The 25,499-nt window shown below is 70.6% G+C and carries 23 protein-coding genes; 20 read left to right on the top strand and 3 right to left on the bottom strand.

Going from position 1 to position 25,499, the window contains the following annotated elements; all coding sequences use genetic code 11:
* The first annotated feature begins 2 nt into the window (after positions 1 to 2).
* From EDF55_RS03955 to rbfA, 9 genes are all read left to right on the top strand, one after another.
* Positions 3 to 1,331, top strand: coding sequence for an RIP metalloprotease (locus EDF55_RS03955; protein WP_185017096.1), 1,329 nt, complete (start codon positions 3 to 5; stop codon positions 1,329 to 1,331).
* A gap of 43 nt (positions 1,332 to 1,374) precedes the next feature.
* Positions 1,375 to 2,883, top strand: coding sequence for a cytosine permease (locus EDF55_RS03950; protein WP_123653587.1), 1,509 nt, complete (start codon positions 1,375 to 1,377; stop codon positions 2,881 to 2,883).
* Entirely contained in the window at positions 2,880 to 3,419 is a 540-nt protein-coding gene (locus EDF55_RS03945; protein ID WP_123653586.1) for a cysteine hydrolase family protein, read from the top strand. Before EDF55_RS03950 ends, EDF55_RS03945 begins: the two co-directional genes overlap by 4 nt.
* Positions 3,420 to 3,484: 65 nt before the next feature.
* Complete coding sequence (ispG, locus tag EDF55_RS03940; protein WP_123653871.1) at positions 3,485 to 4,615, top strand: flavodoxin-dependent (E)-4-hydroxy-3-methylbut-2-enyl-diphosphate synthase; 1,131 nt, start codon at positions 3,485 to 3,487, stop codon at positions 4,613 to 4,615.
* 44 nt (positions 4,616 to 4,659) lie between these two features.
* The gene (locus EDF55_RS03935; RefSeq protein WP_123653585.1) at positions 4,660 to 6,411 is read left to right on the top strand and encodes a proline--tRNA ligase; all 1,752 of its coding nucleotides are present in this window, start codon (positions 4,660 to 4,662) and stop codon (positions 6,409 to 6,411) included.
* 183 nt (positions 6,412 to 6,594) lie between these two features.
* A complete protein-coding gene (nusA, locus tag EDF55_RS03930) occupies positions 6,595 to 7,593 on the top strand; it encodes a transcription termination factor NusA (RefSeq protein WP_123653584.1) in 999 nt (332 codons plus the stop codon).
* A 108-nt stretch (positions 7,594 to 7,701) separates the two neighbouring features.
* A complete protein-coding gene (locus EDF55_RS03925; RefSeq protein ID WP_123653583.1) occupies positions 7,702 to 8,040 on the top strand; it encodes a YlxR family protein in 339 nt (112 codons plus the stop codon).
* Between the two features lie 74 nt (positions 8,041 to 8,114).
* On the top strand, positions 8,115 to 10,946 hold the full coding sequence (gene infB / locus EDF55_RS03920) for a translation initiation factor IF-2 (RefSeq protein ID WP_123653582.1): 2,832 nt from the start codon (positions 8,115 to 8,117) through the stop codon (positions 10,944 to 10,946).
* 71 nt (positions 10,947 to 11,017) lie between these two features.
* Positions 11,018 to 11,464: a 30S ribosome-binding factor RbfA gene (gene rbfA, locus EDF55_RS03915; RefSeq protein WP_123653581.1), complete on the top strand. Its 447-nt coding sequence runs from the start codon at positions 11,018 to 11,020 to the stop codon at positions 11,462 to 11,464.
* Here the strand turns inward: rbfA and EDF55_RS03910 are convergent.
* A complete protein-coding gene (locus EDF55_RS03910; RefSeq protein ID WP_185017094.1) occupies positions 11,461 to 12,375 on the bottom strand; it encodes an A/G-specific adenine glycosylase in 915 nt (304 codons plus the stop codon). The two genes, rbfA and EDF55_RS03910, sit on opposite strands and share 4 nt — an antisense overlap.
* A gap of 52 nt (positions 12,376 to 12,427) precedes the next feature.
* On the opposite strand from EDF55_RS03910, the gene EDF55_RS03905 reads away from it, so the two are divergent.
* The 5 genes from EDF55_RS03905 (at position 12,428) to EDF55_RS03885 (ending at position 15,724) form a co-directional block, all read left to right on the top strand.
* Entirely contained in the window at positions 12,428 to 12,874 is a 447-nt protein-coding gene (locus tag EDF55_RS03905) for a hypothetical protein (protein ID WP_123653580.1), read from the top strand.
* Positions 12,875 to 12,896: 22 nt separating this feature from the next.
* The gene (gene truB, locus EDF55_RS03900; RefSeq protein ID WP_123653579.1) at positions 12,897 to 13,838 is read left to right on the top strand and encodes a tRNA pseudouridine(55) synthase TruB; all 942 of its coding nucleotides are present in this window, start codon (positions 12,897 to 12,899) and stop codon (positions 13,836 to 13,838) included.
* Positions 13,835 to 14,200: a hypothetical protein gene (locus EDF55_RS03895; RefSeq protein WP_123653578.1), complete on the top strand. Its 366-nt coding sequence runs from the start codon at positions 13,835 to 13,837 to the stop codon at positions 14,198 to 14,200. Before truB ends, EDF55_RS03895 begins: the two co-directional genes overlap by 4 nt.
* A 101-nt stretch (positions 14,201 to 14,301) precedes the next feature.
* Positions 14,302 to 14,748 carry a hypothetical protein gene (locus tag EDF55_RS03890; protein WP_123653577.1) on the top strand — a complete coding sequence of 149 codons (447 nt, stop codon included), beginning with the start codon at positions 14,302 to 14,304 and terminating at the stop codon, positions 14,746 to 14,748.
* A 13-nt stretch (positions 14,749 to 14,761) separates the two neighbouring features.
* Positions 14,762 to 15,724 carry a bifunctional riboflavin kinase/FAD synthetase gene (locus tag EDF55_RS03885; RefSeq protein WP_123653576.1) on the top strand — a complete coding sequence of 321 codons (963 nt, stop codon included), beginning with the start codon at positions 14,762 to 14,764 and terminating at the stop codon, positions 15,722 to 15,724.
* Positions 15,725 to 15,914: 190 nt separating this feature from the next.
* Here the strand turns inward: EDF55_RS03885 and EDF55_RS03880 are convergent, their stop codons facing one another.
* Positions 15,915 to 17,147: a DUF349 domain-containing protein gene (locus EDF55_RS03880; protein WP_185017092.1), complete on the bottom strand. Its 1,233-nt coding sequence runs from the start codon at positions 17,145 to 17,147 to the stop codon at positions 15,915 to 15,917.
* Between the two features lie 112 nt (positions 17,148 to 17,259).
* Positions 17,260 to 18,084: a peptidylprolyl isomerase gene (locus EDF55_RS03875; protein WP_123653575.1), complete on the bottom strand. Its 825-nt coding sequence runs from the start codon at positions 18,082 to 18,084 to the stop codon at positions 17,260 to 17,262.
* Positions 18,085 to 18,199: 115 nt separating this feature from the next.
* On the opposite strand from EDF55_RS03875, the gene EDF55_RS03870 reads away from it, so the two are divergent.
* From EDF55_RS03870 to mltG, 6 genes are all read left to right on the top strand, one after another.
* Complete coding sequence (locus tag EDF55_RS03870; RefSeq protein ID WP_123653868.1) at positions 18,200 to 19,564, top strand: replication-associated recombination protein A; 1,365 nt, start codon at positions 18,200 to 18,202, stop codon at positions 19,562 to 19,564.
* Positions 19,565 to 19,790: 226 nt separating this feature from the next.
* On the top strand, positions 19,791 to 20,420 hold the full coding sequence (gene rpsD / locus EDF55_RS03865) for a 30S ribosomal protein S4 (protein WP_071300659.1): 630 nt from the start codon (positions 19,791 to 19,793) through the stop codon (positions 20,418 to 20,420).
* A gap of 118 nt (positions 20,421 to 20,538) precedes the next feature.
* Positions 20,539 to 20,721, top strand: coding sequence for a hypothetical protein (locus EDF55_RS03860; protein ID WP_123653574.1), 183 nt, complete (start codon positions 20,539 to 20,541; stop codon positions 20,719 to 20,721).
* A 50-nt stretch (positions 20,722 to 20,771) separates the two neighbouring features.
* Positions 20,772 to 23,429, top strand: coding sequence for an alanine--tRNA ligase (alaS, locus tag EDF55_RS03855; RefSeq protein ID WP_123653573.1), 2,658 nt, complete (start codon positions 20,772 to 20,774; stop codon positions 23,427 to 23,429).
* An 8-nt stretch (positions 23,430 to 23,437) separates the two neighbouring features.
* Complete coding sequence (gene ruvX, locus EDF55_RS03850) at positions 23,438 to 23,884, top strand: Holliday junction resolvase RuvX (protein ID WP_185017150.1); 447 nt, start codon at positions 23,438 to 23,440, stop codon at positions 23,882 to 23,884.
* Positions 23,885 to 23,954: 70 nt separating this feature from the next.
* On the top strand, positions 23,955 to 25,460 hold the full coding sequence (gene mltG, locus EDF55_RS03845; protein ID WP_185017090.1) for an endolytic transglycosylase MltG: 1,506 nt from the start codon (positions 23,955 to 23,957) through the stop codon (positions 25,458 to 25,460).
* The last annotated feature ends 39 nt before the right edge of the window (positions 25,461 to 25,499 follow it).

The following is a 25,499-nucleotide window of genomic DNA, read 5'->3' as shown; positions in this document are numbered from 1 at the left end:
CGGTGACCGTCGGAACCGTGCTCCTCTTCGTCCTCGGCGTGGTCGTCTTCATCGTCGGCCTGCTGATCTCGATCGGGCTCCACGAGCTCGGTCACCTCGCGTTCGCGAAGCTGTTCCGCGTCAAGGTGACGCAGTACTCGCTCGGGTTCGGCAAGGCGATGTGGTCGTTCCGTCGCGGCGAGACCGAGTACGGCATCCGACCGATCCTGCTGGGTGGCTACATCTCCATGGTCGGGATGCTGAAGCCCCGCGCCTCGGGCCGGGCGATCACGAACACCGGCATGTACAGCGCGTTCGTGCAGGACGCCCGCCAGGCCAGTGCCGAGCAGATCGCCGAGGCCGGCGGGGACGACTCCCGTGCGTTCTACCGGCTCACGCCGTGGAAGCGCATCATCGTGATGGTCGCGGGCCCGGCGATGAACCTCGTGATCGGGATCGTGCTCTTCGGCGTGCTGCTGGTCGGCTTCGGCGCCCCGACGACGACGTTCACCTCGAGCGTCGACTGCGTGCTGCCGACGACGGCGACCACGACGTGCTCCCCGGACGACGCGGTGTCCCCGGCGAAGGAAGCCGGCATCGAGTCCGGTGACGTCGTCCTGGCGGTCGGCGGGATCGAGGACCCGACCATCACCCAGGTGTCGGACACGTTCCAGAAGGCGGCGGGCAAGTCGGTCACGGTCGTCGTCGAGCGTGACGGCTCGCGGAAGACGCTCGAGGTCACGCCGGCCCTCGCCACCCGCGACGTCTACGACGCCGAGGGCAAGGTCGTCGAGAACGACGACGGCACCACGAAGACGCAGCAGGTCGGCGTGGTCGGCGTGTCGATCGGCCAGACGCTGGTGCGGCAGCCCGTGACCTCGGTCCTGCCGGCGACCGGCGCGCAGATCGCCGCGTCCGCGCACCTCATCATCGACCTGCCGCAGCGGCTCGTCGCGGTGTGGAACGCGGCGTTCGGCAGCCAGGCGCGCTCCGCCGACAGCCCGGTCTCGGTGGTCGGCGTCGGTCGTGCGATCGGCACGGTGTCCTCGATGAGCGGCGTGCCGGTGGTCGACAAGATCTACACGATCCTCGGTCTGCTCGCCTCGCTGAACATCGGGCTGTTCGTCCTCAACATGGTGCCGCTCCTGCCGCTCGACGGCGGGCACATCGCGGGTGCACTGTGGGAGGCCGTGAAGCGCCGGTCGTTCAAGCTCGTCGGCAAGGCGGACCCGGGTCCGATCGACCTCGCGAAGACGATGCCGCTGACGATGGCGGTCGTGGTGCTCCTCGCCGGGATGAGCGCGCTGCTGATCTACGCCGACATCGTCCGGCCGGTCAACCTCTTCGGCTAGCCCGCGCCGGTACCAGGACGCACGACGCCGCTACGCTCAGCCCATGAGCACAGCGCCCGAGGTCCGAACCGTCGAGCGGCAGGGCATCGACGTCATCGCCGAGTCCGAGCGGAAGGGGCGCCCGCGCGGGCTGTTCTGGCCGTGGTTCGCGGCGAACATCTCCGTGCTCGGCCTGAGCTACGGCTCGTTCGTCCTCGGCTTCGGGATCTCCGCGGCCCAGGCCACGATCGTCGCGGTCGTCGGCGTCGTGTTCTCGTTCCTGCTCTGCGGGATCGTCGCGATCGCCGGCAAGCGTGGGTCCGCCCCGACGATGGTCCTCAGCCGTGCCGCGTTCGGTGTCCGGGGGAACCGGCTGCCGTCGTTCCTCAGCTGGATCCTCACCGTCGGGTGGGAGACGTCGCTGGCAGCGCTGGCGGTCCTCGCGACGTCGACGGTCTTCCGCGAGCTGGGCTGGGACGACGGTGTGGTGACGAAGCTCGTCGCCCTGGTCGTCGTCGCCGCGCTCGTGATCGGCGCGGGCATCGCCGGGTTCGACGTGATCATGCGCCTCCAGACGTGGATCACCGTCATCACCGCGGTCCTGACGGTCGTCTACATCGTGCTCGTCGCACCGTCGATCGACCTCGGCGCGATCGGGGCCCTGCCGGCGGGCAGCGCGCAGAACGTGATAGGCGCCCTCGTCCTCGTGATGACCGGCTTCGGGCTCGGCTGGGTGAACGCCGCGGCGGACTACTCCCGGTACCTGCCGCGCTCGTCCTCGACCGGTGGCGTGGTCTGGTGGACGACCTTCGGCGGTGCGCTCGCGCCGGCCGTCCTGGTCGTCGTCGGGATCCTGCTCGCCGGCTCGTCGAAGGACCTCAACACGGCGATCAGCGCCGACCCGATCGGGGCGCTGACGACGCTGCTGCCGGTCTGGTTCCTCATCCCGTTCGCGATCGTCGCGATCCTCGGGCTCGTCGGCGGCGCGGTGCTCGACATCTACTCGTCGGGCCTGGCGCTCCTGAGCGCGGGCATCCGGATCCCGCGGCCGGTGGCGGCCGGGGTGGACGGCGTGTTCATGATCGCCGGCGCCGTGTACGTGGTGTTCTTCGCCACCGACTTCATCTCGCCGTTCCAGGCGTTCCTCGTCACGCTCGGTGTCCCGATCGCCGCCTGGTGCGGGGTGTTCGTCGCCGACGTCGTCCTGCGCCGGACGGCGTACGCCGAGGCGGAGCTGCACGACCGCCGTGGCCGCTACGGCGACGTCCGGTGGGGCGCGATCGGGCTCGTCGTCCTCGGGACCGCGCTCGGCTGGGGGCTCGTGACGAACACGTACGGCGTGCCGTCCTGGCTCAACTGGCAGGGGTACCTGCTGGAGCCGTTCGGCCTCGGCGGGCGGGACGGCGCGTGGGCGTACGCGAACCTCGGCGTGCTCGTGGCCCTGGTCGTCGGCTTCGTCGGCACGCTCTTCTCCCGCGGCGCGATCCGGCGCCAGGAGGCCAGGACGGTCACGCGGGAGTCCGGGACGAGCGCGCACGAGCCGCGGACGAGCGCGCCGGAGCCCCGGGCATGACCCAGCTGGACACCGACGACGCCTGGCTCGTCGCGATCGACATGCAGCACGTGTTCACCGGGGACAGCCCCTGGGCGACCCCGGGGTACGACCGAGCCGCAGCGGGCATCGAGCGCCTCATGCCGCGGTTCGCCGGCCGCACGGTGTGCACCCGCTTCGTCGCGCCGGTGCACCCGCAGGGTGCGTGGGTCGACTACTACCGGGACTGGCCCTTCGCGCTGGTGCCCGCGGACGACCCGCTGTACGACCTGACGGAGCCGTTCGCGGCACTGGACGGCCCCGTCGTCACCGCGACGACGTTCGGCAAGTGGGGGACGAGCCTCCAGGCCGTCGTCGGTGACCAGCAGCACCTGGTGCTCACCGGCGTCTCGACCGACTGCTGCGTGCTGTCGACCGCGTTGGCGGCGGCGGACGCCGGCGTCCGGGTGACCGTCGTGGCGGACGCGTGCGCCGGGGTCAGCGACGCGGACCACGAACGGGCGCTCGACGTGATGCGGCTGTACGGCCCGCTCGTCACCGTCGTCGACACCCTGTGAGCCAGCGCGCGGTCGTGTCGGCACGAGCGCGTAGAGTTCGAATCGTGCCCGCAGTGAATCTCGGTATGCCCAAGGCCCCCGAAACCCTCGCCCCCCGCCGCAAGTCCCGCCAGATCAGGGTCGGCAAGGTGCTGGTCGGTGGTGACGCGCCGGTGTCCGTGCAGTCGATGACCACGACCCCGACGACGAACATCAACGCGACCCTGCAGCAGATCGCCGAGCTCACCGCCTCCGGCTGCGACATCGTGCGCGTGGCCGTCCCCAGCCAGGACGACGCCGACGCGCTGCCGATCATCGCGAAGAAGTCGCAGATCCCGGTCATCGCGGACATCCACTTCCAGCCGAAGTACGTCTTCCAGGCGATCGACGCCGGCTGCGCCGCGGTCCGCGTGAACCCGGGCAACATCCGCAAGTTCGACGACCAGGTCGGCGCCATCGCGGCCGCGGCCAAGGCGGCGAACGTCAGCCTCCGCATCGGCGTGAACGCCGGGTCGCTCGAACCGAGCCTGCTCCAGAAGTACGGCAAGGCCACCCCGGAAGCGCTCGTCGAGTCCGCGGTGTGGGAAGCGTCCCTGTTCGAGGAGCACGACTTCCACGACTTCAAGATCTCGGTCAAGCACAACGACCCGATCGTGATGGTCAAGGCGTACCGCCAGCTCGCCGAGCGCGGTGACTGGCCGCTGCACCTCGGCGTGACCGAGGCCGGCCCGGAGTTCCAGGGCACGATCAAGAGCGCCACGGCGTTCGGCATCCTCCTCGGTGAAGGCATCGGCGACACCATCCGCGTGTCCCTGTCGGCACCCCCTGCGCAGGAGGTGAAGGTCGGCCTGCAGATCCTGCAGTCGCTGAACCTCCGCGAACGCAAGCTCGAGATCGTCTCCTGCCCGAGCTGCGGCCGCGCGCAGGTCGACGTCTACCAGCTCGCGAACGACGTCACCTCGGGGCTCGAGGGCATGACCGTCCCGCTGCGCGTCGCCGTGATGGGCTGCGTCGTGAACGGTCCCGGTGAAGCCCGCGAAGCCGACCTCGGTGTCGCCTCCGGCAACGGCAAGGGCCAGATCTTCGTCAAGGGCCAGGTCATCAAGACCGTGCCGGAGTCCGAGATCGTCGCGACCCTCATCGAAGAGGCGAACCGCCTCGCCGACGAGATGGGCCCGGCAGCCGAGACCGGCAAGCCGCTCGTCGTCACCTCGTAGCCAGGCGCGCGAGCAGGCTCCGGCACCGCCGCTAGGCTTGCCCCGTGGTCACTCGGCTTTCGCATCTGTTCCTCCGTACGCTCCGCGACGACCCCTCCGACGCCGAGGTGACGAGCGCCAAGCTGCTCGTCCGCGCCGGGTACATCCGTCGCCAGGCCCCCGGCATCTTCGCCTGGCTGCCGCTCGGGCTCCGCGTCCGCGCGCGCATCGAGGGGATCATCCGCGACGAGATGCAGGCGGCCGGTGCGCAAGAGGTGCTGCTGCCGGCGCTCGCCCCGCGCGAGCCGTACGAGGCGACGAACCGCTGGACCGAGTACGGCGACGGCATCTTCCGTCTGCAGGACCGCAAGGGCGCCGACTACCTCCTCGCCCCGACGCACGAAGAGCTCTTCGCGCTCCTGGTGAAGGACCTGTACTCCTCGTACAAGGACCTCCCCGTCACGCTGTTCCAGATCCAGGACAAGTACCGCGATGAAGCGCGGCCCCGTGCGGGTCTCCTCCGCGGCCGCGAGTTCACGATGAAGGACGCCTACTCCTTCGACGTCACCGACGAGGGGCTCGACACGAGCTACCAGACGATGCGCGACGCCTACGAGCGCATCTTCGCCCGCCTCGGCCTCGAGTACGCGATCGTCAAGGCCGACGCCGGCGCGATGGGCGGCTCCAAGTCCGAGGAGTTCCTGCACCCGATCGCCGTCGGGGAGGACACGTTCGTCCGGAGCGCCGGCGGCTACGCGGCCAACGTCGAGGCCTACGTCACCCCGGTCCCCGCCGCGCTGCCGATCGACGGCCAGCCCGAGCCGGTGCTGCTCCCCGCCGCGGACACCCCGACCATCCAGACGCTCGTCGACCACGCGAACCAGGTCGCCCCGCGCGACGGCGCGCCGTGGACCGCTGCCGACACGCTGAAGAACGTCGTGCTGGCGCTGACCCACCTCGACGGCACGCGTGAGGTCGTCGTGGTCGGCCTCCCCGGCGACCGCGACGTGGACCTCAAGCGCGCCGAGGTGGCGTTCGCCCCGGCCGAGGTCGAAGCCGCCGGCGACGAAGACTTCCGGAAGCACAAGGGCCTCGTGAAGGGCTACATCGGCCCGCAGGTGCTCGGCGCCGACAGTGCGACCGGCATCCGTTACTTCGTCGACCCGCGGGTCGTCGACGGCACCGCGTGGCTCACCGGTGCGAACGAGCGCGGCGTGCACGTGTCCGGCCTGGTCGCCGGCCGTGACTTCGTCGCCGACGGCGTCGCCGAGGTCTCCGACGTCCGCGCCGGCGACCCGGCACCCGACGGCTCCGGCCCGCTCGAGACCGCGCGCGGCATGGAGATCGGGCACGTCTTCCAGCTCGGCCGCAAGTACGCCGAGGCCCTCGGGCTCAAGGTGCAGGACGAGAACGGCAAGCTCGTGACCGTCACGATGGGCTCGTACGGCATCGGCGTGACGCGCATCCTCGCGATCCTCGCCGAGGCGCACAACGACGAGAAGGGCCTCGCCTGGCCGAAGCACGTCGCACCGTTCGACGTGCACGTGGTCGCCACGGGCAGGGACACCACCGCCTACGACCTGGCGACGAGCGTCGTCGCCGAGCTCGAAGGCGACCGCTTCGACGTCCTCTACGACGACCGCCCCAAGGTCTCGCCCGGCGTGAAGCTCCGCGACGCCGAGCTCCTCGGCATGCCGATCGTCGTCGTCGCCGGTCGCGGCGCGGCCGACGGCATCGTCGAGCTCTGGAACCGCGCGAGCGGCGAGCGCACCGAGGTGCCGGTCGCCGAGCTGCTGGACGCGGTCCGCGCGATCTAGCGGGTGGCGTGTCGCGCACTGGTCGCGACCGAGAACACGGCCTGGAGGCTCGTGGCGGGCCCCGCCACGAGCCTCCAGGCCGTTGACGGGCACGGTCCGCGACCCGCAGTGCGGTAGTCTGGACGCCGACTTCTGCGCGGTACCAGTGCGCCGGAGCGACTCAGCTGAATACGGAGGCCCTCGGTGAAGATCGATCTCGCAGTCCTGCGACTCATGGAGCGTGAACGGGAGATCCCGTTCGAAGAACTCGTCCAGATCATCGAGTCGGCCATCCTGACCGCGTACCACAAGCACACCGCCGAGAACGGCGAGCCGGCGGACGCGCAGTCGCGGGTCGAGCTCGACCGCAAGTCCGGTGAGGTCAGCGTCTTCGTGCCGGAGCGCGACGACGAAGGCACCGTCATCGGTGAAGCCGTCGACCAGCCCAGCGACTTCGGTCGCATCGCGGCGTTCGCGGCGAAGCAGGTCATCAACCAGCGTCTCCGCGACATCGGCGACGACAAGATCCTCGGCCAGTTCCGCGGCAAGGAAGGCGACATCGTCGCGGGTGTGGTCCAGCAGGGCCCGAACCCGAAGATGGTGCACGTCGACCTCGGCACCGTCGAGGCGATCCTGCCCCCCGAGGAGCAGGTGCCCGGCGAGACCTACGCGCACGGCTCGCGCATCCGCGTGTACGTGACGAGCGTCGGCCGTGGCCCCAAGGGCCCGCAGATCATCGTGTCGCGCACGCACCCGGGCCTGGTCCGGAAGCTCTTCGCGCTCGAGGTCCCGGAGATCGCGTCCGGCGTGGTGGAGATCACCTCGCTGGCCCGCGAAGCCGGTCACCGCACCAAGCTCGCGGTGAAGGCGAACGAGCCCGGCGTGAACGCCAAGGGTGCCTGCATCGGTGAGCTCGGCGCCCGCGTGCGGGCCGTGACGACGGAGCTCGGTGCCGAGAAGATCGACATCGTGGACTGGTCCCCGGACCTCGCGACGTTCGTGGCGAGCGCGCTGTCGCCGGCGAAGGTGACGAGCGCGTTCGTGCTCGACGTCTCGACGAAGGCCGTCCGCGCCCTGGTGCCGGACTACCAGCTGTCGCTCGCGATCGGCAAGGAAGGGCAGAACGCCCGTCTCGCCGCGAAGCTCACGGGCGCGCGCATCGACATCCAGCCGGACAGCATCCTGGACGACGACGAGTCCTGATCGACAAGTCCGAGAACGCGCGTCGGACCGAGTCGGCGCACGGCGTTTCGCCCGTGGCGATGCGGATCCGGGCGCGCCGGATCGCGGTCGTCAGAGGGGAGGAGTAGAGTGGTCGCCGTCAGAACGTGCATCGGCAGTCGTCGTCGCGCGCCCCGATCCTGCCTCCTCCGAGTCGTAGCCCTTGGCGAAGACCGTGTGGTGGCGGATCCGAAGGCAGTCATGCCGGGCCGGGGAGCGTGGCTCACACCGACCGTCGAAGCGTACGAACTGGCCGTCAAGCGCAAGGCTTTCCGCCGGGCGCTGCGGCTGGAACGTGAACCGGACACGTCTGCGGTGCTCGATCACCTGCGGAGCCTGCCCGACGTGGGACCCAACCACGCGGCGCAGGACGTTGCAGAAGAGCGCCCGGACACGACAGAACAGGCTGAACGGCTTATGGACAACTGATGAGCGGCTCGAAATGAGACCCATCATCCAGTGAGTCCTGCCCCTTGACGGGGTGGGACCCGTGAAGGAGAACAGTGGCGAAACCACGCGTACACGAGATCGCAAGCGAGCTCGGCGTCGACAGCAAGACCGCACTCGAGAAGCTCAAGGAGCTGGGCGAGTTCGTCAAGGGACCGAGCTCGAGTGTCGAGCCCCCCGTGGCACGGAAGCTCCGTGCCGCACTGCAGGCCGAGGGTGCTTCGGCATCCGCGAAGCCCGCAGCCGCAGCAGCCCCCGCTCCGGCGGCGGCGAAGTCGGCCGCACCGAAGCCCGGTGGCCCGAAGCCCGGCCCGAAGCGTCCCGCTCCGGCCCCGGAGCCCGAAGCCCCCGCGCAGCCGGCCGAGAACACCGACGTGCCCGTCACGCCGGCCCCCAAGTCCGTCGCGCAGCGGCAGGCCGAGGCCGAAGCAGCGCGCAAGGCCGCTGCCGAGGAGAAGGCAGCCGCCCCGAAGGACTCCGGTGACGCTCCGAGCGCGCCGAAGAACGACGCCGTCAAGCCGGGCAGCGCGAAGCCCGCGGCGGCCGGTCCGAAGCCGGGTGGCCCGAAGCCGGGCGCCCGTCCGGGCAACAACCCCTACGCGTCCAGCCAGGGCATGGGCTCGCGCCCGCCGCGCCCCGGCAACAACCCGTACTCGTCCAACCAGGGCATGGGTCAGCGTCCCGCCGGCGGTGCCGGTGGTGGCGGGATCCCGCGTCCGCAGCCCCCGCGTCCCGGCGCACCCCGTCCGGGTGCTCCGCGTCCGGGTGGTCCCGGTCAGGGCAACCGTCCGAACGGCTTCGGGCAGCGCCCGGGCCAGGGTGGCGGCGGTCGTGGCGGCCCCGGTGGCGGTCGTCCCGGTGCCGGTGGCGGCGCTGGTGGCGGTTTCCCGCGTCCGGCGTTCAGCGGCCCGCGTCCCGCCGGTGGCGGCGGTCGTGGCCGTGGCCCCGGTGGTGGTACCGCCGGTGCGTTCGGTCGCGGTGGCGGCAAGAGCCGTGCCCGCAAGTCGAAGCGGACGAAGCGCGCCGAGTACGAGATGCGGCAGGCGCCGTCGCTCGGCGGTGTGCAGGTCCCGCGCGGCGACGGCAACACGGTCGTCCGTCTGCGTCGTGGTGCGAGCATCTCGGACTTCGCGGACAAGATCGACGCGAGCCCCGGCAACCTCGTGACGGTGCTGTTCCACCTCGGTGAGATGGCGACCGCCACGGAGTCCCTCGACGAGGCGACCTTCGAGGTCCTCGGCGAAGAGCTCGGCTACAGGATCCAGATCGTGTCGCCGGAAGACGAGGACCGCGAGCTCCTCGAGGGCTTCGACATCGACATCGACGCCGAGTACGCCGACGAGGACGACTCCGTCCTGCAGCAGCGTCCCCCGGTCGTCACCGTCATGGGTCACGTCGACCACGGCAAGACGCGCCTGCTCGACGCCATCCGCAACTCCAAGGTGGTCGAGGGCGAAGCCGGCGGCATCACGCAGCACATCGGTGCGTACCAGATCGTCGCGGAGCACGAGGGCATCGAGCGTCCGATCACGTTCATCGACACCCCGGGTCACGAGGCGTTCACCGCCATGCGTGCCCGTGGTGCGCAGGTGACGGACATCGCGATCCTCGTGGTCGCGGCGGACGACGGCATCATGCCCCAGACGATCGAGGCGCTGAACCACGCGCAGTCGGCCAACGTGCCGATCGTGGTCGCGGTGAACAAGATCGACAAGGAAGGCGCGAACCCGGCCAAGGTCCGCCAGCAGCTCACCGAGTACAACCTGGTGGCCGAGGAGTACGGCGGCGACGTCATGTTCGTCGACGTCTCCGCGCGGCAGAACATCGGCATCCAGGAGCTCCTGGACGCCGTGCTGCTCACCGCTGACGCCGGGCTCGACCTGCGTGCGAACCCCGACAAGGACGCCCGCGGTGTCGCGATCGAAGCACGCCTGGACAAGGGCCGCGGTGCAGTCGCCACGGTGCTCATCCAGTCGGGTACCCTGCACGTCGGCGACGCGATCGTCGCGGGAACGGCCTACGGCCGCGTCCGTGCGATGGCCGACGAAGACGGCAACCCGGTGACCGCCGCGACGCCGAGTCGTCCGGTCCAGGTGCAGGGCCTGTCCTCGGTGCCCCGCGCCGGTGACACCTTCCTCGTCACGGAAGAAGACCGAACCGCACGTCAGATCGCTGAGAAGCGTGAAGCGGCCGAGCGCAACGCCCAGCTGGCCAAGGCCCGCAAGCGCATCTCGCTCGAGGACTTCACCCGTGCACTCGAAGAGGGCAAGGTCGACTCGCTCAACCTCATCATCAAGGGTGACGTCTCCGGTGCTGTCGAAGCACTCGAGCAGTCGCTCCTCGACATCGAGGTGGACGACAGTGTCCAGCTGCGCATCCTGCACCGCGGTGTGGGTGCGATCACCGAGTCGGACATCGACCTCGCCACGATCGACAACGCCATCGTCATCGGCTTCAACGTCCGTCCGGACGTCAAGGCCCGTGAGCGTGCGGCGCGTGAAGGCATCGACGTCCGGTTCTACTCGGTCATCTACAACGCACTCGAGGACATCGAGCAGTCCCTCAAGGGCATGCTCAAGCCCGAGTACGAAGAGGTGCAGTCCGGTGTCGCCGAGATCCGCGAGGTCTTCCGGTCCTCGAAGTTCGGCAACATCGCGGGTGTCATCGTCCGCTCCGGCACGATCACGCGCAACGCCAAGGCGCGCGTCATCCGTGACGGCGTGGTCCTCGCGGACGGGCTGGCCATCGAGTCGCTCCGTCGCTTCAAGGACGACGTCACCGAGGTCCGCACGGACTTCGAGGCGGGTATCGGTCTGGGCAAGTACAACGACATCCAGATCGGTGACGAGATCGAGACCACCGAGCTCGTCGAGAAGCCGCGCGACTGATCGTGTGACTACCCTGGGCCCCGGCCTCCCTCGCGGGAGGTCGGGGCCCACCCATTCCCAAGGAGGAACCCATGGCTGATCCGCAGCGCGCACGCAAGATGGCCGACCGCATCAAGGAAGTCGTCGCACGTCGACTGGACAAGGGTCTGCGCGACCCGCGTCTCGGCTTCGTGACGATCACCGACGTCCGCGTGACCGGTGACCTGCAGCACGCGTCGGTCTTCTACACCGTGTACGGCACCGACGAGGAACGCGCCGACTCCGCCGCCGCGCTGAAGGCCGCGACCGGCATGCTCCGCACCGAGGTCGGCAAGAACATCACGGCGCGGCTCACCCCGTCGCTCGAGTTCATCGCCGACGCCCTGCCGGACACCTCCGCGCACCTCGAGGACCTGCTCGCGCAGGCCAAGATGCGCGACGAGCAGGTCCGCTCGGCATCGGTGGGCGCCACGTTCGCCGGCGACGCCGACCCGTACAAGCGCGACGAGGACGACGACGAGTCCGAGGAACAGGCCTAGTCGGCGCCGCCGGGCAGCTGGTAGCCGCTCGCGTCGTCACCCACCGCGAGACCGTCGCGGAGGAGCGACGCGAGCGCCCGGTCCCGCTGCTCGGCGTCCGGCCAGACCATCGCGATCTCCGCGGGGGTGACGGGGACGTCGCTCGCGCGGAGTTCGGCCATCACGAGCCCCCGCACCTGCCGGTCGCTGCCGGCGAACTTCGCCTGCTTCGGCGCGCGCGGGCCGTCGTGCTCCGGGTAGCCGGCCGCACGCCACGCGCAGCGGTCCGCGATCGGGCAGGCGTCGCACGCGGGGGAGCGTGCGACGCAGACGAGCGCACCGAGTTCCATCACCGCGGCGTTCGTCGCGGCCGCGTCCTCGCGGTCCTCCGGCAGGACCGAGGCCATCAGCGGCAGGTCCTGCTTCGCGTTCGCCGGTCCGGGTCCGCCCTGCCCGAGGAGCGCCCGCGCGAGCACCCGGCGCACGTTCACGTCGACGACGGGGTGCCGGTCGCCGTACGCGAAGACCGCGACCGCCCGCGCCGTGTAGTCACCGATGCCGGGCAGCGCGAGGAGCGCGTCGACGTCCCGGGGCACGACGTTGTCGTGCTGCTCGGCGATCGCCGTCGCCGCCGCGTGCAGCGCGAGCGCCCGTCTCGGGTAGCCGAGCCGGTCCCAGGCACGCACCGCGTCCGACGGCGGTGAGTCCGCGAGGTCGCGAGGCGTCGGCCACCGGGTGAGCCATGCCTCCAGGCGGGGGATCACGCGTGCGACCTGCGTCTGCTGCAGCATGATCTCGCTGACCAGCGTGCCCCAGGCGGGGAAGCCGGGACGGCGCCAGGGGAGGTCGCGCGCCTCGGCGCGGAACCACGCGACGAGCGGGGTCGCGATGTCGGGCCGCGTCGCGCCCTGCGGGCCGGTCGCGTTCTCCACAGGCTGACGGGAGGCTCGACTCGCGTTCACCACGACAGCCTACGGTGGGTGCATGGCACGCTGGGCACCCGAAGAGACCGACACGATGGCTGCGATCGCGGGAGAGGTGATCGCACAGGTCGGCACGAACCGCACCGTCGTCGGCATCGACGGGCAGGACGGCGTCGACCTCGAACACGTCGCCGCGGCCCTGGTCGCCGGCTTCGAGCAGCACGGCGTCTCGGCGATGGCCGCTGCCGCTCCCTCCACCGACGTGGACGCGCTGCGCTCCGGACTCGTCGCGCCGTTCCGGTCCACCGGTGCGGGTGACGGGGTCCTCGTGGTGCACGGCCACGGTGTCCTCGGCGCCGGTGCGCGCGGCCTGTGGCGCTGGTCGCTCTGGGTGGAACAGGAGTCCGGTCGGCTGGAACGCCGCGCCGACGTCAAGATCGCCGCGTTCGCGGTCCTCGACGTCACCGACCCGGCGCACCCGCGTCGCGAGTGGAACGATGCCTGCTGACGTGCGCTGGTAATCTCCTCGGGTGCTCGTAACCGCTCCCGACGGCATCCTCCTCGTCGACAAACCGCAGGGGATCTCCAGCCATCGCGCGGTCTCGATCGCCCGACGCCGTCTCGACCTCAAGAAGATCGGCCACGCCGGCACCCTCGACCCGATGGCGACCGGACTGCTGCTCCTCGGAGCCGGTCCGTCCACGCGGCTCCTGACGCACCTGGTCGGCCTCGACAAGACCTACACGGCGACCATCCGGCTCGGCGTCTCCACCGACTCGGACGACGCCGACGGCGACCCCGTGGCGGCGGTGGGCGTGTCCGGCGCGGACGTCTCCGAAGCCGCGGTCGAAGCGGCCGTTGCACAGCAGCGCGGTCCCATCTCGCAGGTCCCGTCGACGGTCAGTGCGATCAAGGTCGACGGTCGACGCGCCTACGACCTGGCCCGGAAGGGCGAGGAGGTCACCCTCAAGGCCCGGGCGGTGACGATCTCGCGGTTCGAGGTCACCGGCCGGAACGAGGACGTCGTCTCCGTCGACGGGGTCCCCACGAGCGTGGTCGACCTCGACGTCGTCGTGGCCTGCTCGTCCGGCACCTACGTGCGGGCGCTCGCCCGCGACGTCGGTGCGACCCTCGGCACCGGGGCGCACCTCACGGCCCTCCGCCGGACGCTGGTCGGCCCGTTCTCCGTCGACGACGCGATCGACCTCGAGGACGACGCCGTCGACGTCCGCGCGGCCCTGGTCCGCCCGGCCGAGATCGCCCGACAGCTGTTCCCGGTCGTCACGCTCGACGCTGCCCGCGCGAAGGACCTCGCCGACGGCAAGCGCATCGACGCCGACCACCCGGACACCGACGGCCCGGTCGCGGCCGTCACCGCACGCGACGACCGGCTGATCGGTCTCGTCTCCGTCCGCCGCGGACTGCTGCGGGTCATCACCAACTTCCCCACGGCGTCAGGAGCGAACGCGTGATCGAGTGGTTCATGTGGGTGCAGCTCGTGCTGGCCTGCGTCGTCGGCGTGTTCGCCGTGGTCGTCGGCTTCATCGGCTGGAAGCCCAACGACTACACCGTCGGGTCGCTCGTGCTCATCGAGCTCCTGCTCATCGCGCAGCTCGTCGTGTCGCTGGTGCAGCCAGCGGTCGGGAACCCGGCGACGGGCAACCTGCTCGAGTTCTGGGTCTACGCGGTGTCGGTGCTGCTCGTCCCGCCGGCCACGATCGTCTGGGCGCTCATCGACCGCACGCGGTGGAGCACCGTCGTGCTCGGGGCGGGCGCGTTCACCGTGGCCGTGATGGTCTACCGGATGTACCAGATCTGGTTCGCCCTGAACTAGAGGTGTGCGGTCCGTGACGCGTGCGGCCTGTGAGGTCTTCAGTCTGCGGTCTGTGACGTGTGCGGTCGGCGGTGTCGTCGGTCGTCGGTAGAATCGGTGCAATGGCGACCAAGTCCTCCCTCGCGACCGGCATCGGGCGCGTCCTCATCGCCGTCTACGGCATCCTCGCCCTGGCAGCGACGGGCCGCAGCGTCGTCCAGATCGCCGAGAAGTTCTCCTTCGCGCCGTTCTCGTACACGCTGAGCGCCATCGCCGCCGTCGTGTACATCGTCGCGATCATCGCCCTCATCGTGCCCGGACGCTTCTGGTACCGGGTCGCCTGCGTCACCATCGTCTTCGAGATGACGGGCGTGCTCGTGATCGGGACGCTGTCGCTCTTCGACCACGCGCTGTTCCCCGACCTGACGATCTGGTCGTACTACGGCATGGGCTACGCCTTCGCGCCGCTCGTGCTGCCGATCGCGGGCCTCTGGTGGCTCCGGAAGCACCACCGCACCGCCGGAGCACCCGTCACCGAACCCGAGCCCGCCGTGGCGGCCAGCGAGTAGGCGGGGGAGCGACATGCAGTACTACGAAGACGTCGATGACGTCGCCCAGGGCTTCGGGCCGAGTGCCGTCACCATCGGCAAGTTCGACGGCGTGCACGTCGGGCACCGTGCGGTCATCGCGCACCTCGAGCGCGCCGCCCGTCAGCAGGGACTCGTGTCGACGGTCGTCACGTTCGACCGGCACCCGCTGAGCATCATCGACCCGGCGAAGGTCCCGCCCGCCCTGACGAGCATCGCGCAGCGTCGCGAGCTCCTCGACGACGTCGGTGTGGACGCCACCCTGCTGCTGCGGTTCGACGCGGAGCTGCAGTCCTGGTCGCCCGAGACCTTCGTCGCCCGGATCCTCGTCGACACCCTGAACGCCAAGCTCGTCTTCGTCGGCAGCGACTTCCGGTTCGGGGCGAAGGGCGCCGGCGACGTCGCGCTCCTCCGGTCCCTCGGCGCCCAGCACGGCTTCGCGGTCGAGCTGATCGACGACGTCGACCTCATCGACGACGTCCGCCCCGCCGGTGAGCGCCGCGTCTCCTCCACGTGGATCCGGGAGCTCCTCGGCGAAGGCCGCGTCGCCGAGGCGGCACGGCTCCTCGGGCGTGAGCACGCCGTCCGCAGCGTCGTCGTCCGCGGGAACCAGCGCGGCCGCGCGATGGGGTACCCGACCGCGAACCTCGACCCGTCGTGCGAGGGGTTCGTCCCCGCGGACGGTGTCTACGCCGCACGCGTGCTGCACAACGGCACGACGTACCCGGCGGCGGTGTCGGTGGGGAACAACCCGACGTTCGAGGGGGTCCCCGCGAAGCAGATCGAGGCGCACCTGCTCGACGTCGACATCGACCTCTACGGGGACACCATCGCGGTGCTCTTCGTGTCGTACGTCCGCGGCATGGTGAAGTTCGGCTCGATGGACGAGCTCGCGACGCAGATGCGCCAGGACGACCTCGACATCCGCACCCTGCTCGGGCTCCCCGCCCCGGTCTGACCCGGGGTGCGCCGGGCGCGCGCGACGCGGCTCTGTGCGCGCGACGCCGCGGTGTGCGCGAGACGCCGCTGTGTGGGTGAGACGCCGCGGTCTCCGGCGGCGTCTCGGCACGCGGGCGGCGTCTCGGGGCGCGGACGACAGCGGCCCCGCGACCGGATGGTCGCGGGGCCGCTGTCGTGGTGCCGTGTGATCAGCCGCCGAGGGCGTCGAGCCAGATCTTGCGGGCGTCCAGGGCTTCCTGCGCGTCCTTGATCTTGCGGGCGTCGCCGGAGGCCTTCGCTGCTTCGAGTTCGGCCTCGAGCTTGCCGATCGCGTCCTCGAGCTGGCTCGCGAGCCCGGTCGTGCGGGCCTTGCGCTCCGGGTTCGACTCGCGCCAGTGCGCGTCCTCGAGCCCGCGGACGTGGTCCTCGACGGCACGGAGGCGGTCCTCGACCCGACGGACGTCGGCGCGGGGGACCCGGCCGATCTCGTCCCAACGACGCTGGATGTCGGTCAGGGACTTCCGTGCGGCGGCACGGTCCTGCTGCTGCAGGAGCGGTTCGGCTTCGGCGACGAGCGCGAGCTTGGCCTCGAGGTTGGCGGAGTACTCCTCGTTCTCCGCGGCGCTCTCGGCGTGGCGCTGCTCGAAGAGGACGTCACCCGCGGCCTTGAAGCGGGCCCAGAGTGCGTCGTCGTGGCGCTTGCCCGCACGACCGGCGCGCTTCCAGTCGTCGAGGAGCTGGCGGTACGTCGGGATCGCGTCGGAGCCCCGGGGCGCGAGTGCCTCGGCCTGCTGGACGAGTTCCTGCTTGCGGGTCCGGGCGTCGCGGTGCTGCGCGTCGAGGTCCGAGTAGAACGCACGACGGTGCTGGTCCACGGTGGAGCGGGCCGAGCGGAACCGCTTCCAGAGCTCGTTGGCCTCGTTCTTGGGGATGCGCGGTCCCTCGTGCTGGTGCTGCTGCCAGCGCGAGAAGACGTCGTCGAGCTGCGCGGTGATCTGCTTCCACTGCGCGCGTGCCGGGTCGACGGCCGCCAGCGCCTCTGCCTCTTCGACGAGGCCGGTGCGGAACGCGAGCGCCTCGGTCAGCGCCTGCTGCGCCTGTTCGGCCTGCTCCTTGGTGAGCGACCCGAGCTGCTCGGACAGCGCCGCGACGCGGTCTTCGAGCGACTTGATGTCGCCGACGACCCGCGCTTCGGTGACGAGCGCCGTCAGGTGCTCGACCGTCCGGGCGACGTCGTTCGCCGATGCGCCGCGCTGCACGCGCTGCTCGGCGATCTTCACCTGGCCTTCGAGGTCGGCGTACTTCCGGGCGAAGTACGCGAGCGCTTCGTCGGCGGTGGCGTCCGGGTACTCACCCACGACACGCTCGGTGTCCTGGTACCGGACGTACACGGTGCCGTCGTCGTCGACGCGCCCCCAGGTCGTTGCTTCGTCAGATCCCACAGGTCTCGCCTCGATCGTGGTCGTGCATCACCGACGTCACCGTCGGCACGGTCAGGAAGCCACCCTATTGCACGGGCGGCCCCAGCGGCCCGCCGATGCGCTCGGCTGTGGACTACTGGTCCTGCTTGATGGTCGCCGCGGTGATCGTGGTGGCCACCTTCGGGGCGCCGGTGCCGTCCGAACTCGCGTCCGAGATGCCCTTCGACGTGATCTTCGACTGGAGCTCGGAGAGCCCGCTCGTGACCTTGCCGACGACGGTGTACCCACCGGTGGAGCCGTCGAGCGTGGTGTCGCCGTAGACGATGAAGAACTGGGTGGACTGCGAGGACGTCGAGGAGCTCCGCGCGATGGCGATCGTGCCCTTGTCGTAGACGTCGTCGCTCGGGGTGTTCTCGATCGGGCCGTACTCGAAGCCGGCGTCACCCGTGCCGTCGCCGTTCGCGGAGCCGCACTGCAGGAACTTGAACCCGTCGCTGTCCGCGAGCCGGTGGCAGGTGGTGCCCTCGTAGAACTGCTTGCGGATGAGGTCGATCTCGACGCTCGTGGCCTGCGGCGCCTTCTTCCCGTCGAGCTCGATCCCGAGCTTCACGTCCTTGTTCAGCGTGATCGAGCCGGTCCAGGTGCTGTTCTTCGCGATCGACTTGCTCGGCACGTCGCCCGTGTTGCTCGCGGTGGCGCTGGCGGAGGGGGTGGGCGTCGCGGACGCACTGGCACTGGCGGACGCCGAGGCGCTGGCCTTCCCGGACGGCTGCGAGCCGGCGAAGGCGAGTTGCGACCCGGTGGCGAGGGCGGCGACGACGACGAGAGCACCCAGTCCGACGAGGTTGTCGCGGCGACGGCGACGACGTTGGCGGTCGTGGAGGCCCTGTCGTGCCTCGTAGAGTCGGAGCCGCTCGCGCGCCTCGCGGTTGTCACGCGCCTGGTTCTTGGGTGCCACGGTGCTGATCTGCCCTCTCGTCGCAGTGTGCGACGAGCGTATCGGACCCCTCCCTATGAAGGAGGTGTCGGTGCGCCCGCCTACGATTGAGGACATGGCAGCGGACCGATCGGGCATGAACGCGCCCACGACCGGCGGTCGGACCGGCCTGGCGCAGGGCTCGGTGCCGCTCGCCGTGCGGATGCGGCCGACCAGTCTCGAGGAAGTGGCGGGGCAGCAGCACCTCCTCGGCCGGGGCTCGCCGCTCGTGCAGCTCGCCACCGGCACGCGGGAGAACCCCGGTGGCGTCTCCGTGATCCTCTGGGGGCCGCCCGGCACGGGCAAGACCACCCTGGCCCAGGCGATCGCCCGGCAGTCCGGGCGGGAGTTCGTCGAGCTCTCCGCGGTCACCGCCGGCGTCAAGGACGTGCGCGAAGTGATGGAGAAGGCCCTCACCCACCGTGACCTCTACGGCTCGACGACGGTGCTGTTCCTCGACGAGATCCACCGCTTCAGCAAGGCCCAGCAGGACGCCCTGCTGCCCGGCGTCGAGAACGGCTGGGTGATCCTCATCGCCGCGACGACCGAGAACCCTTCGTTCTCGGTGATCTCCCCGTTGCTCTCCCGTTCGCTGCTGCTCACCCTGAAGCCGCTCACCGACGCCGACCTCGGGATGCTCGTCGACCGCGCCGTGGAGGACCCGCGTGGTCTCGGCGGCTCCGTGGTCCTCGGCGACGAAGCCCGGTCCGCGATCGTCCGGCTCGCGTCCGGTGACGCCCGTCGTGCGCTGACGGCCCTCGAAGCCGCCGCCGCGTCCGCCGGTGCTGCGCAGGACGACGACGACGACCAGGTCCCCGTCGTCGACGCGGACACCGTCGCGGCCGCGGTCGACCGGGCACTGCTCCGCTACGACCGGCAGGGTGACGAGCACTACGACGTCATCAGCGCGTTCATCAAGTCGGTGCGGGGGAGCGACGTCGACGCCGCGCTGCACTACCTGGCCCGGATGATCGAAGCGGGGGAGGACCCCCGGTTCATCGCCAGGCGGATCATCATCTCCGCGTCGGAGGACATCGGCATGGCGGACCCGCAGGCGCTGCCCATCGCGGTCGCCGCCGCCCAGGCCGTGCAGCTCATCGGCATGCCCGAGGGCCGGATCCCCCTCGCCGAAGCCGTCGTCTACCTGGCGACCGCACCGAAGTCGAACGCCGCCTACAGCGGCGTGAACGCCGCGATGGCGGACGTCAAGGCGGGGCGGATGGGCGTCGTGCCGAACCACCTCCGGGACGCCCACTACGCCGGGGCGAAGCGGCTCGGGCACGGCAAGGGCTACATCTACTCGCACGACGCCGAGCACGGGGTCGCCCAGCAGCAGTACCTCCCGGACGCGCTCGAGGGCACCGAGTACTACACGCCGACCACGAACGGCTACGAGCGTGAAGTCGGTCCCCGCCTCGACCGGCTCCGGAAGATCACGCGTGGCGCTTCTGGCGACGCCTGAACCCTGCTATCGTTGACGGGCCTAAGTCCTGGTCCTCGCGTGCGGCTGCGTCGAGGACAGAGTGTCGCCTCCACCTCGTGTGGTCCCGCGGCACGGGGGCAGAGGTTCGGACTGTAGCCGTCCGATCCCACAGGCTCATCCCTCTGGATCCCGTCACGGGGTTCGTCGACACGTGCGCGTGCCGAGACCCGCGACAACTTCAGTTCAGTACAGAGAAAAGGACCCTGTGTCTACCAAGTCACGCACCCGCAGCAAGACCCGCCTGTCGCGCGCGCTCGGCATCCCGCTGACGCCGAAGGCGGCCCGTTACCTCGAGAAGCGCCCCTACGGGCCCGGTGAGCACGGCCGTACGCGCCGTCGTGCGGACAGCGACTACGCCGTCCGCCTCCGTGAGAAGCAGCGTCTGCGCGCCCAGTACGGCATCCGCGAGAAGCAGCTCCGCATCGTCTTCGAAGAGGCCCGCAAGACCAACGGCCTGACCGGTGAGAACCTGGTCGAGCTGCTCGAGCAGCGCCTCGACGCCCTCGTGCTCCGTGCCGGCTTCGCCCGCACGACCTCGCAGGCCCGTCAGCTGATCGTGCACCGCCACATCCTGGTGGACGGCAAGCTCGTCGACCGCCCCTCCTTCCGCGTCAAGGAGGGCCAGCTGATCCACGTCAAGCAGCGCTCCGAGTCGCTCGAGCCCTTCCAGGTCGCCGCTGCCGGTGGCCACCAGGAAGTCCTCCCGAAGGTCCCGGGTTACCTCGAGGTCGAGATCGACAAGCTCCAGGCCCGCCTCGTGCGTCGCCCGAAGCGCGCCGAGGTCCCCGTGACCTGCGAAGTGCAGCTCGTCGTCGAGTACTACGCAGCTCGCTGATCCATCGCACTGCCTGAACGGCGGGTCGTCCACTCCGGACGGCCCGCCGTTCGGCGTTCCCGGGGCTGCGGCTAAGCTGGTCGGACGCGCGCCTCGGCGTGCTCGACAAGGAGGCCCCGTGAAGCAGCTGTTCTTCGTCGCCGTCGGCGTCGTCATCGGGTTCCTCGTCGCCCACCGGGTCAGCAGGACCTCCGCAGGCGCGACGTTCCTCGCCGAGGTCGACGCCCGCACGAAGGCCTTCACGAGCGCCGTGGCCGACGGCTACCGTTCCCGCGAAGCCGAGCTCCGCACCGACGCCTGACCGTCGCGCTCACCAGCACGTCCCGCCCTCCCACGTCATCAGGAAGCACCATGCAGACCGCAGAGATCCGCCGCCGTTGGCTCCAGTACTTCGGTGACCGCGGCCACACCGTCGTCCCGTCCGCCTCGCTCGTCTCGGACGACCCGTCGCTGCTGTTCACGGTCGCCGGCATGGTCCCCTTCATCCCGTACCTCACCGGGCTGATCCCGGCGCCGTACCCCCGCGCGACGAGCGTCCAGAAGTGCATCCGCACGAACGACATCGAAGAGGTCGGCAAGACCCCGCGGCACGGCACGTTCTTCCAGATGAACGGCAACTTCTCGTTCGGGGACTACTTCAAGGAGCAGGCGATCCAGTACGCCTGGGAGTTCCTCACGGGCGCGGAGTCCGACGGAGGGCTCGGGTTCTCGGCCGACGACCTCTGGGTCACCGTGTACGAGGACGACGACGAGGCGATCGCGTTCTGGAAGCAGCACTCCTCCCTGCCCGACGAGCGCATCCAGCGCCTCGGCAAGGACACCAACTACTGGTCGACCGGGCAGCCCGGTCCGGCGGGCCCCTGCTCGGAGATCTTCTTCGACCGCGGTCCCGCATACGGCATCGACGGTGGTCCGGCGACGGACGACGACCGCTACGTCGAGATCTGGAACCTCGTGTTCATGCAGTACCAGATCGCCGACGTCCGCTCGAAGTACGACTTCGAGATCACCGGCGAGCTGCCGAACAAGAACATCGACACCGGCATGGGCCTGGAGCGCGTCGCGTTCATCAAGCAGGGCGTCGACAACATGTACGAGATCGACCAGGTCCGCCCGGTCCTCGACAAGGCGGCGGAGATCTCCGGTCGCCGGTACGGCGCGGTGCACGAGGACGACGTCCGCATGCGCGTCATCGCGGACCACGTCCGTTCCGCGCTGATGCTCATCGCCGACGGGGTCTCGCCGTCGAACGAGGGTCGCGGCTACATCCTCCGTCGCCTGCTCCGCCGCACGGTGCGCGCGATGCGCTTGCTCGGCGTGGAGACCGCGACGTTCCCGCAGCTGTTCCCGGAGTCGCGTGACGCCATGCGCGACGCCTACCCCGAGGTCGCGTCGGACTACGACCGCATCGCGCGGATCGCCTACGCCGAGGAAGAGACCTTCCTCCGCACGCTCGCGCAGGGCACGACGATCCTCGACGTCGCGGTGGAGCGTGCGAAGCAGGACGGCCAGCCGTCGATCGGCGGCGACACCGCGTTCCTGCTCCACGACACGTTCGGGTTCCCGATCGACCTGACGCTCGAGATGGCGGAGGAAGCGGGGGTCCACGTCGACCGCACCGCGTTCGACACCCTGATGTCCGAGCAGCGTGCCCGCGCCAAGGCGGACGCGAAGAGCAAGAAGACCGCCCTCGCGGACCTCAGCGTGTACAGCGCGTTCCGGGCCAGGGGCGAGACCACGTTCCTCGGCTACGACGCGCTCGAAGCCGAGTCGAACGTGCTCGGCATCATCGTCGGCGGCGTCAGCGTCGACCGCGCCGTCGTGGGCGACATCGCCGAGGTCATCCTCGGGGAGACCTCGCTCTACGCGGAGTCCGGCGGCCAGGACGCGGACCAGGGCTCGATCATCGGCAACGGCTTCGACCTCGAGGTCCTCGACGTCCAGCGCCCGGTCTCCGGCCTCTGGAGCCACACCGTGCAGGTGCGCTCGGGCGAGGTCGGTGTCGGCGACGCGGCGACCACCGTCGTCGACGCGGAGTACCGCCGCGGTGCCACGCAGGCGCACTCGGCGACCCACCTCGTCAACGCCGCACTCCGTGACATCCTCGGCCCGGAGGCGCTGCAGGCCGGCTCCTACAACAAGTCCGGCTACATGCGCCTCGACTTCTCCTGGAGCCAGCCGATCTCGCTCGCGACGCGCTCCGAGATCGAAGAGGTCGTGAACACCGCGATCCGCTCCGACCTCGAGGTCTCGACGCGCGTGCTGCCCCTCGACCAGGCCAAGGAACTCGGTGCCCAGGCGCTCTTCGGCGAGAAGTACGGCGCCGAGGTCCGCATGGTCGACATCGGCGGCCCGTGGTCCCGCGAACTCTGCGGTGGAACGCACGTCGCCTCGAGCGCGCAGGTCGGTCTGGTCAACCTGGTCGGTGAAGCCAGTGTCGGGTCGACCAACCGTCGTGTCGAGGCGCTCGTCGGCCTCGAGGGCTTCCGTGACCTCGCGGTCGAGCGCACCATCGTCTCGCAGCTCTCGAGTGCACTGAAGGCACCTCGCGACGACCTCCCGACCCGCGTCCAGTCCCTGATGGAGGACCTCCGCACCGCGCAGAAGCGCATCGCGGAGTTCGAGTCGGCGGGGCTGCAGCAGCGTGTGCCGACCATCGCCCGCCAGGCGACGACGATCGGCGGCACCACGGTCGTGGCCGAGTCGGTCGACGGCCTGAAGTCCGGTGACGACCTCCGCGCGCTCGCGACCGGTGTCCGTGCCCAGCTCGGCGACGGCGCCGCCGTGGTGATCCTCGGTGCGGTCGTCAACGACAAGCCGGTCGTCATCGTCGCCACCAACGACGCCGCGCGCGCCGCCGGTGTGCAGGCCGGCCCCCTCGCCAAGGAAGCGGCCGGTGTCCTCGGCGGCGGTGGCGGCGGCAAGCCGGACCTCGCCCAGGGCGGCGGAACGGACCCGGCTGCGCTCCCGGCGGCGCTCCGGGCGGTCACCGCCCGGCTCGCGGGCTGAGCGTGTCGATCCGCTCCGGGCGTCGGCTCGGCGTCGACGTCGGCCGTGCCCGGATCGGGGTCGCCGTGTGCGACCGCGACGGCCTGATCGCGACACCGGTGGAGACCGTCAAGCGTGACGACTCCGCTGACTTGGTCCGGATCCTCGCGATCGCGGACGAGTACGACGTGCTCGAGGTCGTGGTCGGCCTGCCGCTGTCGATGTCCGGCGGCGACACCCCGTCCACGACCGACGCCCGCGAGTTCGCCGCGCGGATCGCGGCGCACCGGCCGGTGCGCCTCGTCGACGAGCGACTGTCCACGGTGACCGCGCAGCGCGGCATGCGGCAGGCCGGGCGCAACGCCAAGAAGTCGCGGTCCGTGATCGACCAAGCGGCCGCTGTTATCATTCTGCAACATGCGCTCGACCACGAGCGCGCGTCCGGTGCCCCTCCTGGGGCCACGCTCCCCGAGTAGGGCTGCCCTCCCGCCGATCCGATCGGCGGTGCCCCCTGCGGAGCCTTCCCGACCGAGAGACCGAGGACCGTTGGCAGACGACCTGGACTGGAACGCGATCATCGCGCCCGGCAACGACGCCGAGCGGCAGGACCAGCAGTCCGCCGCCGGCGCATCAGACGACGCTCCTCGGTCCGCCGGTCCGGCAGACCCACCGCTCTCCCGCCGGGAGGCCCGTGCCCGGGAAGCCGCATCGGCTCGCCGCGCCGAGTCCCCGGCTCCAGAGCCGAAACGGCCGGTCTCGCCGGCCGACGACGGCCAGGCGGAGCCGGCCGGTGAGCCGGCAGCGCCGGCCGCCGAACCGGTGGCGGAACCCACCGACGCGCTGCACCCGGAGCTGCACCCGGAGGTGCACGCGCTGCTCGGTCCGGACGACGGCGGGGCCGACGGGGGCGATGGGGCCGCGGGAGGCGGCGGACGCGGGCGACGTGGCGGCGGCGGGCGAGCCTCCAGGCCGCCGCGGGAACCGCACCGACGGTCGCGTGGCGGACTGATCGCCGGGATCGTCATCGTCGCGGTCGTGCTGGCCGCCGGTGTCGGGGCGTACACGTTCGCGGCGCCGAAGGTGCAGCAGGTCATCGGCGCGCTGACCGGCGCCAAGGAGACCGACGACTACACCGGCTCCGGCACGTCGAAGGTCACCATCACGATCAAGCAGGGCGACATCGGCGAGGACGTCGCGAAGACCCTCCAGCGGAGCGGTGTCGTGAAGACCTCGTCCGCGTTCTACAAGCTGCTGCTGGCGTCCAGCGACGTCCAGTTCCAGCCGGGCTCGTACGCGATGAAGAAGCACATGAGCTCGAAGGCGGCACTGGCCGCGCTCCAGGACGACAAGAACAAGGTCACGGCGTCGATCGTGATCCCCGAGGGCACCGCGCTCAAGGACATCGAGGCGGGCATGGTCTCGAAGGCCGGCCTCAGCGAGGCCGAGGTGTCCGCGGCGGCGAAGGACCTCTCCGCCTACGACCTGCCGTCCGGAGTCACCACGCTCGAGGGCTGGTTGTTCCCGGCGACCTACCCGATCAACCCCGGGTGGACGGCGAAGCAGTACTTCCAGTCGATGGTCAGCACGATGAAGCAGCACCTCACCGCGGCCGGCGTCGCCGAGGCCGACCAGGAGCACGTCATCGTGTTCGCGTCGCTCGTGCAGAAGGAAGCAGGGCTCGCGGCGGACTACCCGAAGGTCGCGCGGGTCTTCCAGAACCGTCTCGACCAGGGCATGAAGCTGCAGTCCGACGCCACGGTCGCGTACGGCACCGGCAACACGCACCGGGTGACGACGACCGACGCCGAGCGGAACGACGCGTCGAACGTGTACAACACCTACCAGCACGCCGGGCTGCCGCCCGCGCCGATCTCGAACCCGGGTGATATCGCCATCAAGGCCGTCACCGCGCCCGCGACCGGCAACTGGCTGTACTTCGTGACCGTGAACCTCGAGACGGGTGAGACCGCGTTCTCGGACACGTACGCGCAGCACGAGGTCGCCGTCAAGCAGTTCCAGGCGTGGCTCCGCGCACACCCCTCCTACCAGTAGCGTGGCGTCCTCCCACGGGCGCGTCTTCGAGCCGACGCC

The organism is Curtobacterium sp. ZW137 (assembly GCF_003762905.1).
In the GTDB taxonomy this organism is placed as follows: Bacteria; Actinomycetota; Actinomycetes; order Actinomycetales; family Microbacteriaceae; genus Curtobacterium.
Note: the sequence above shows the minus strand (reverse complement) of the source record. Positions and strands in the feature narration are given on the sequence as shown.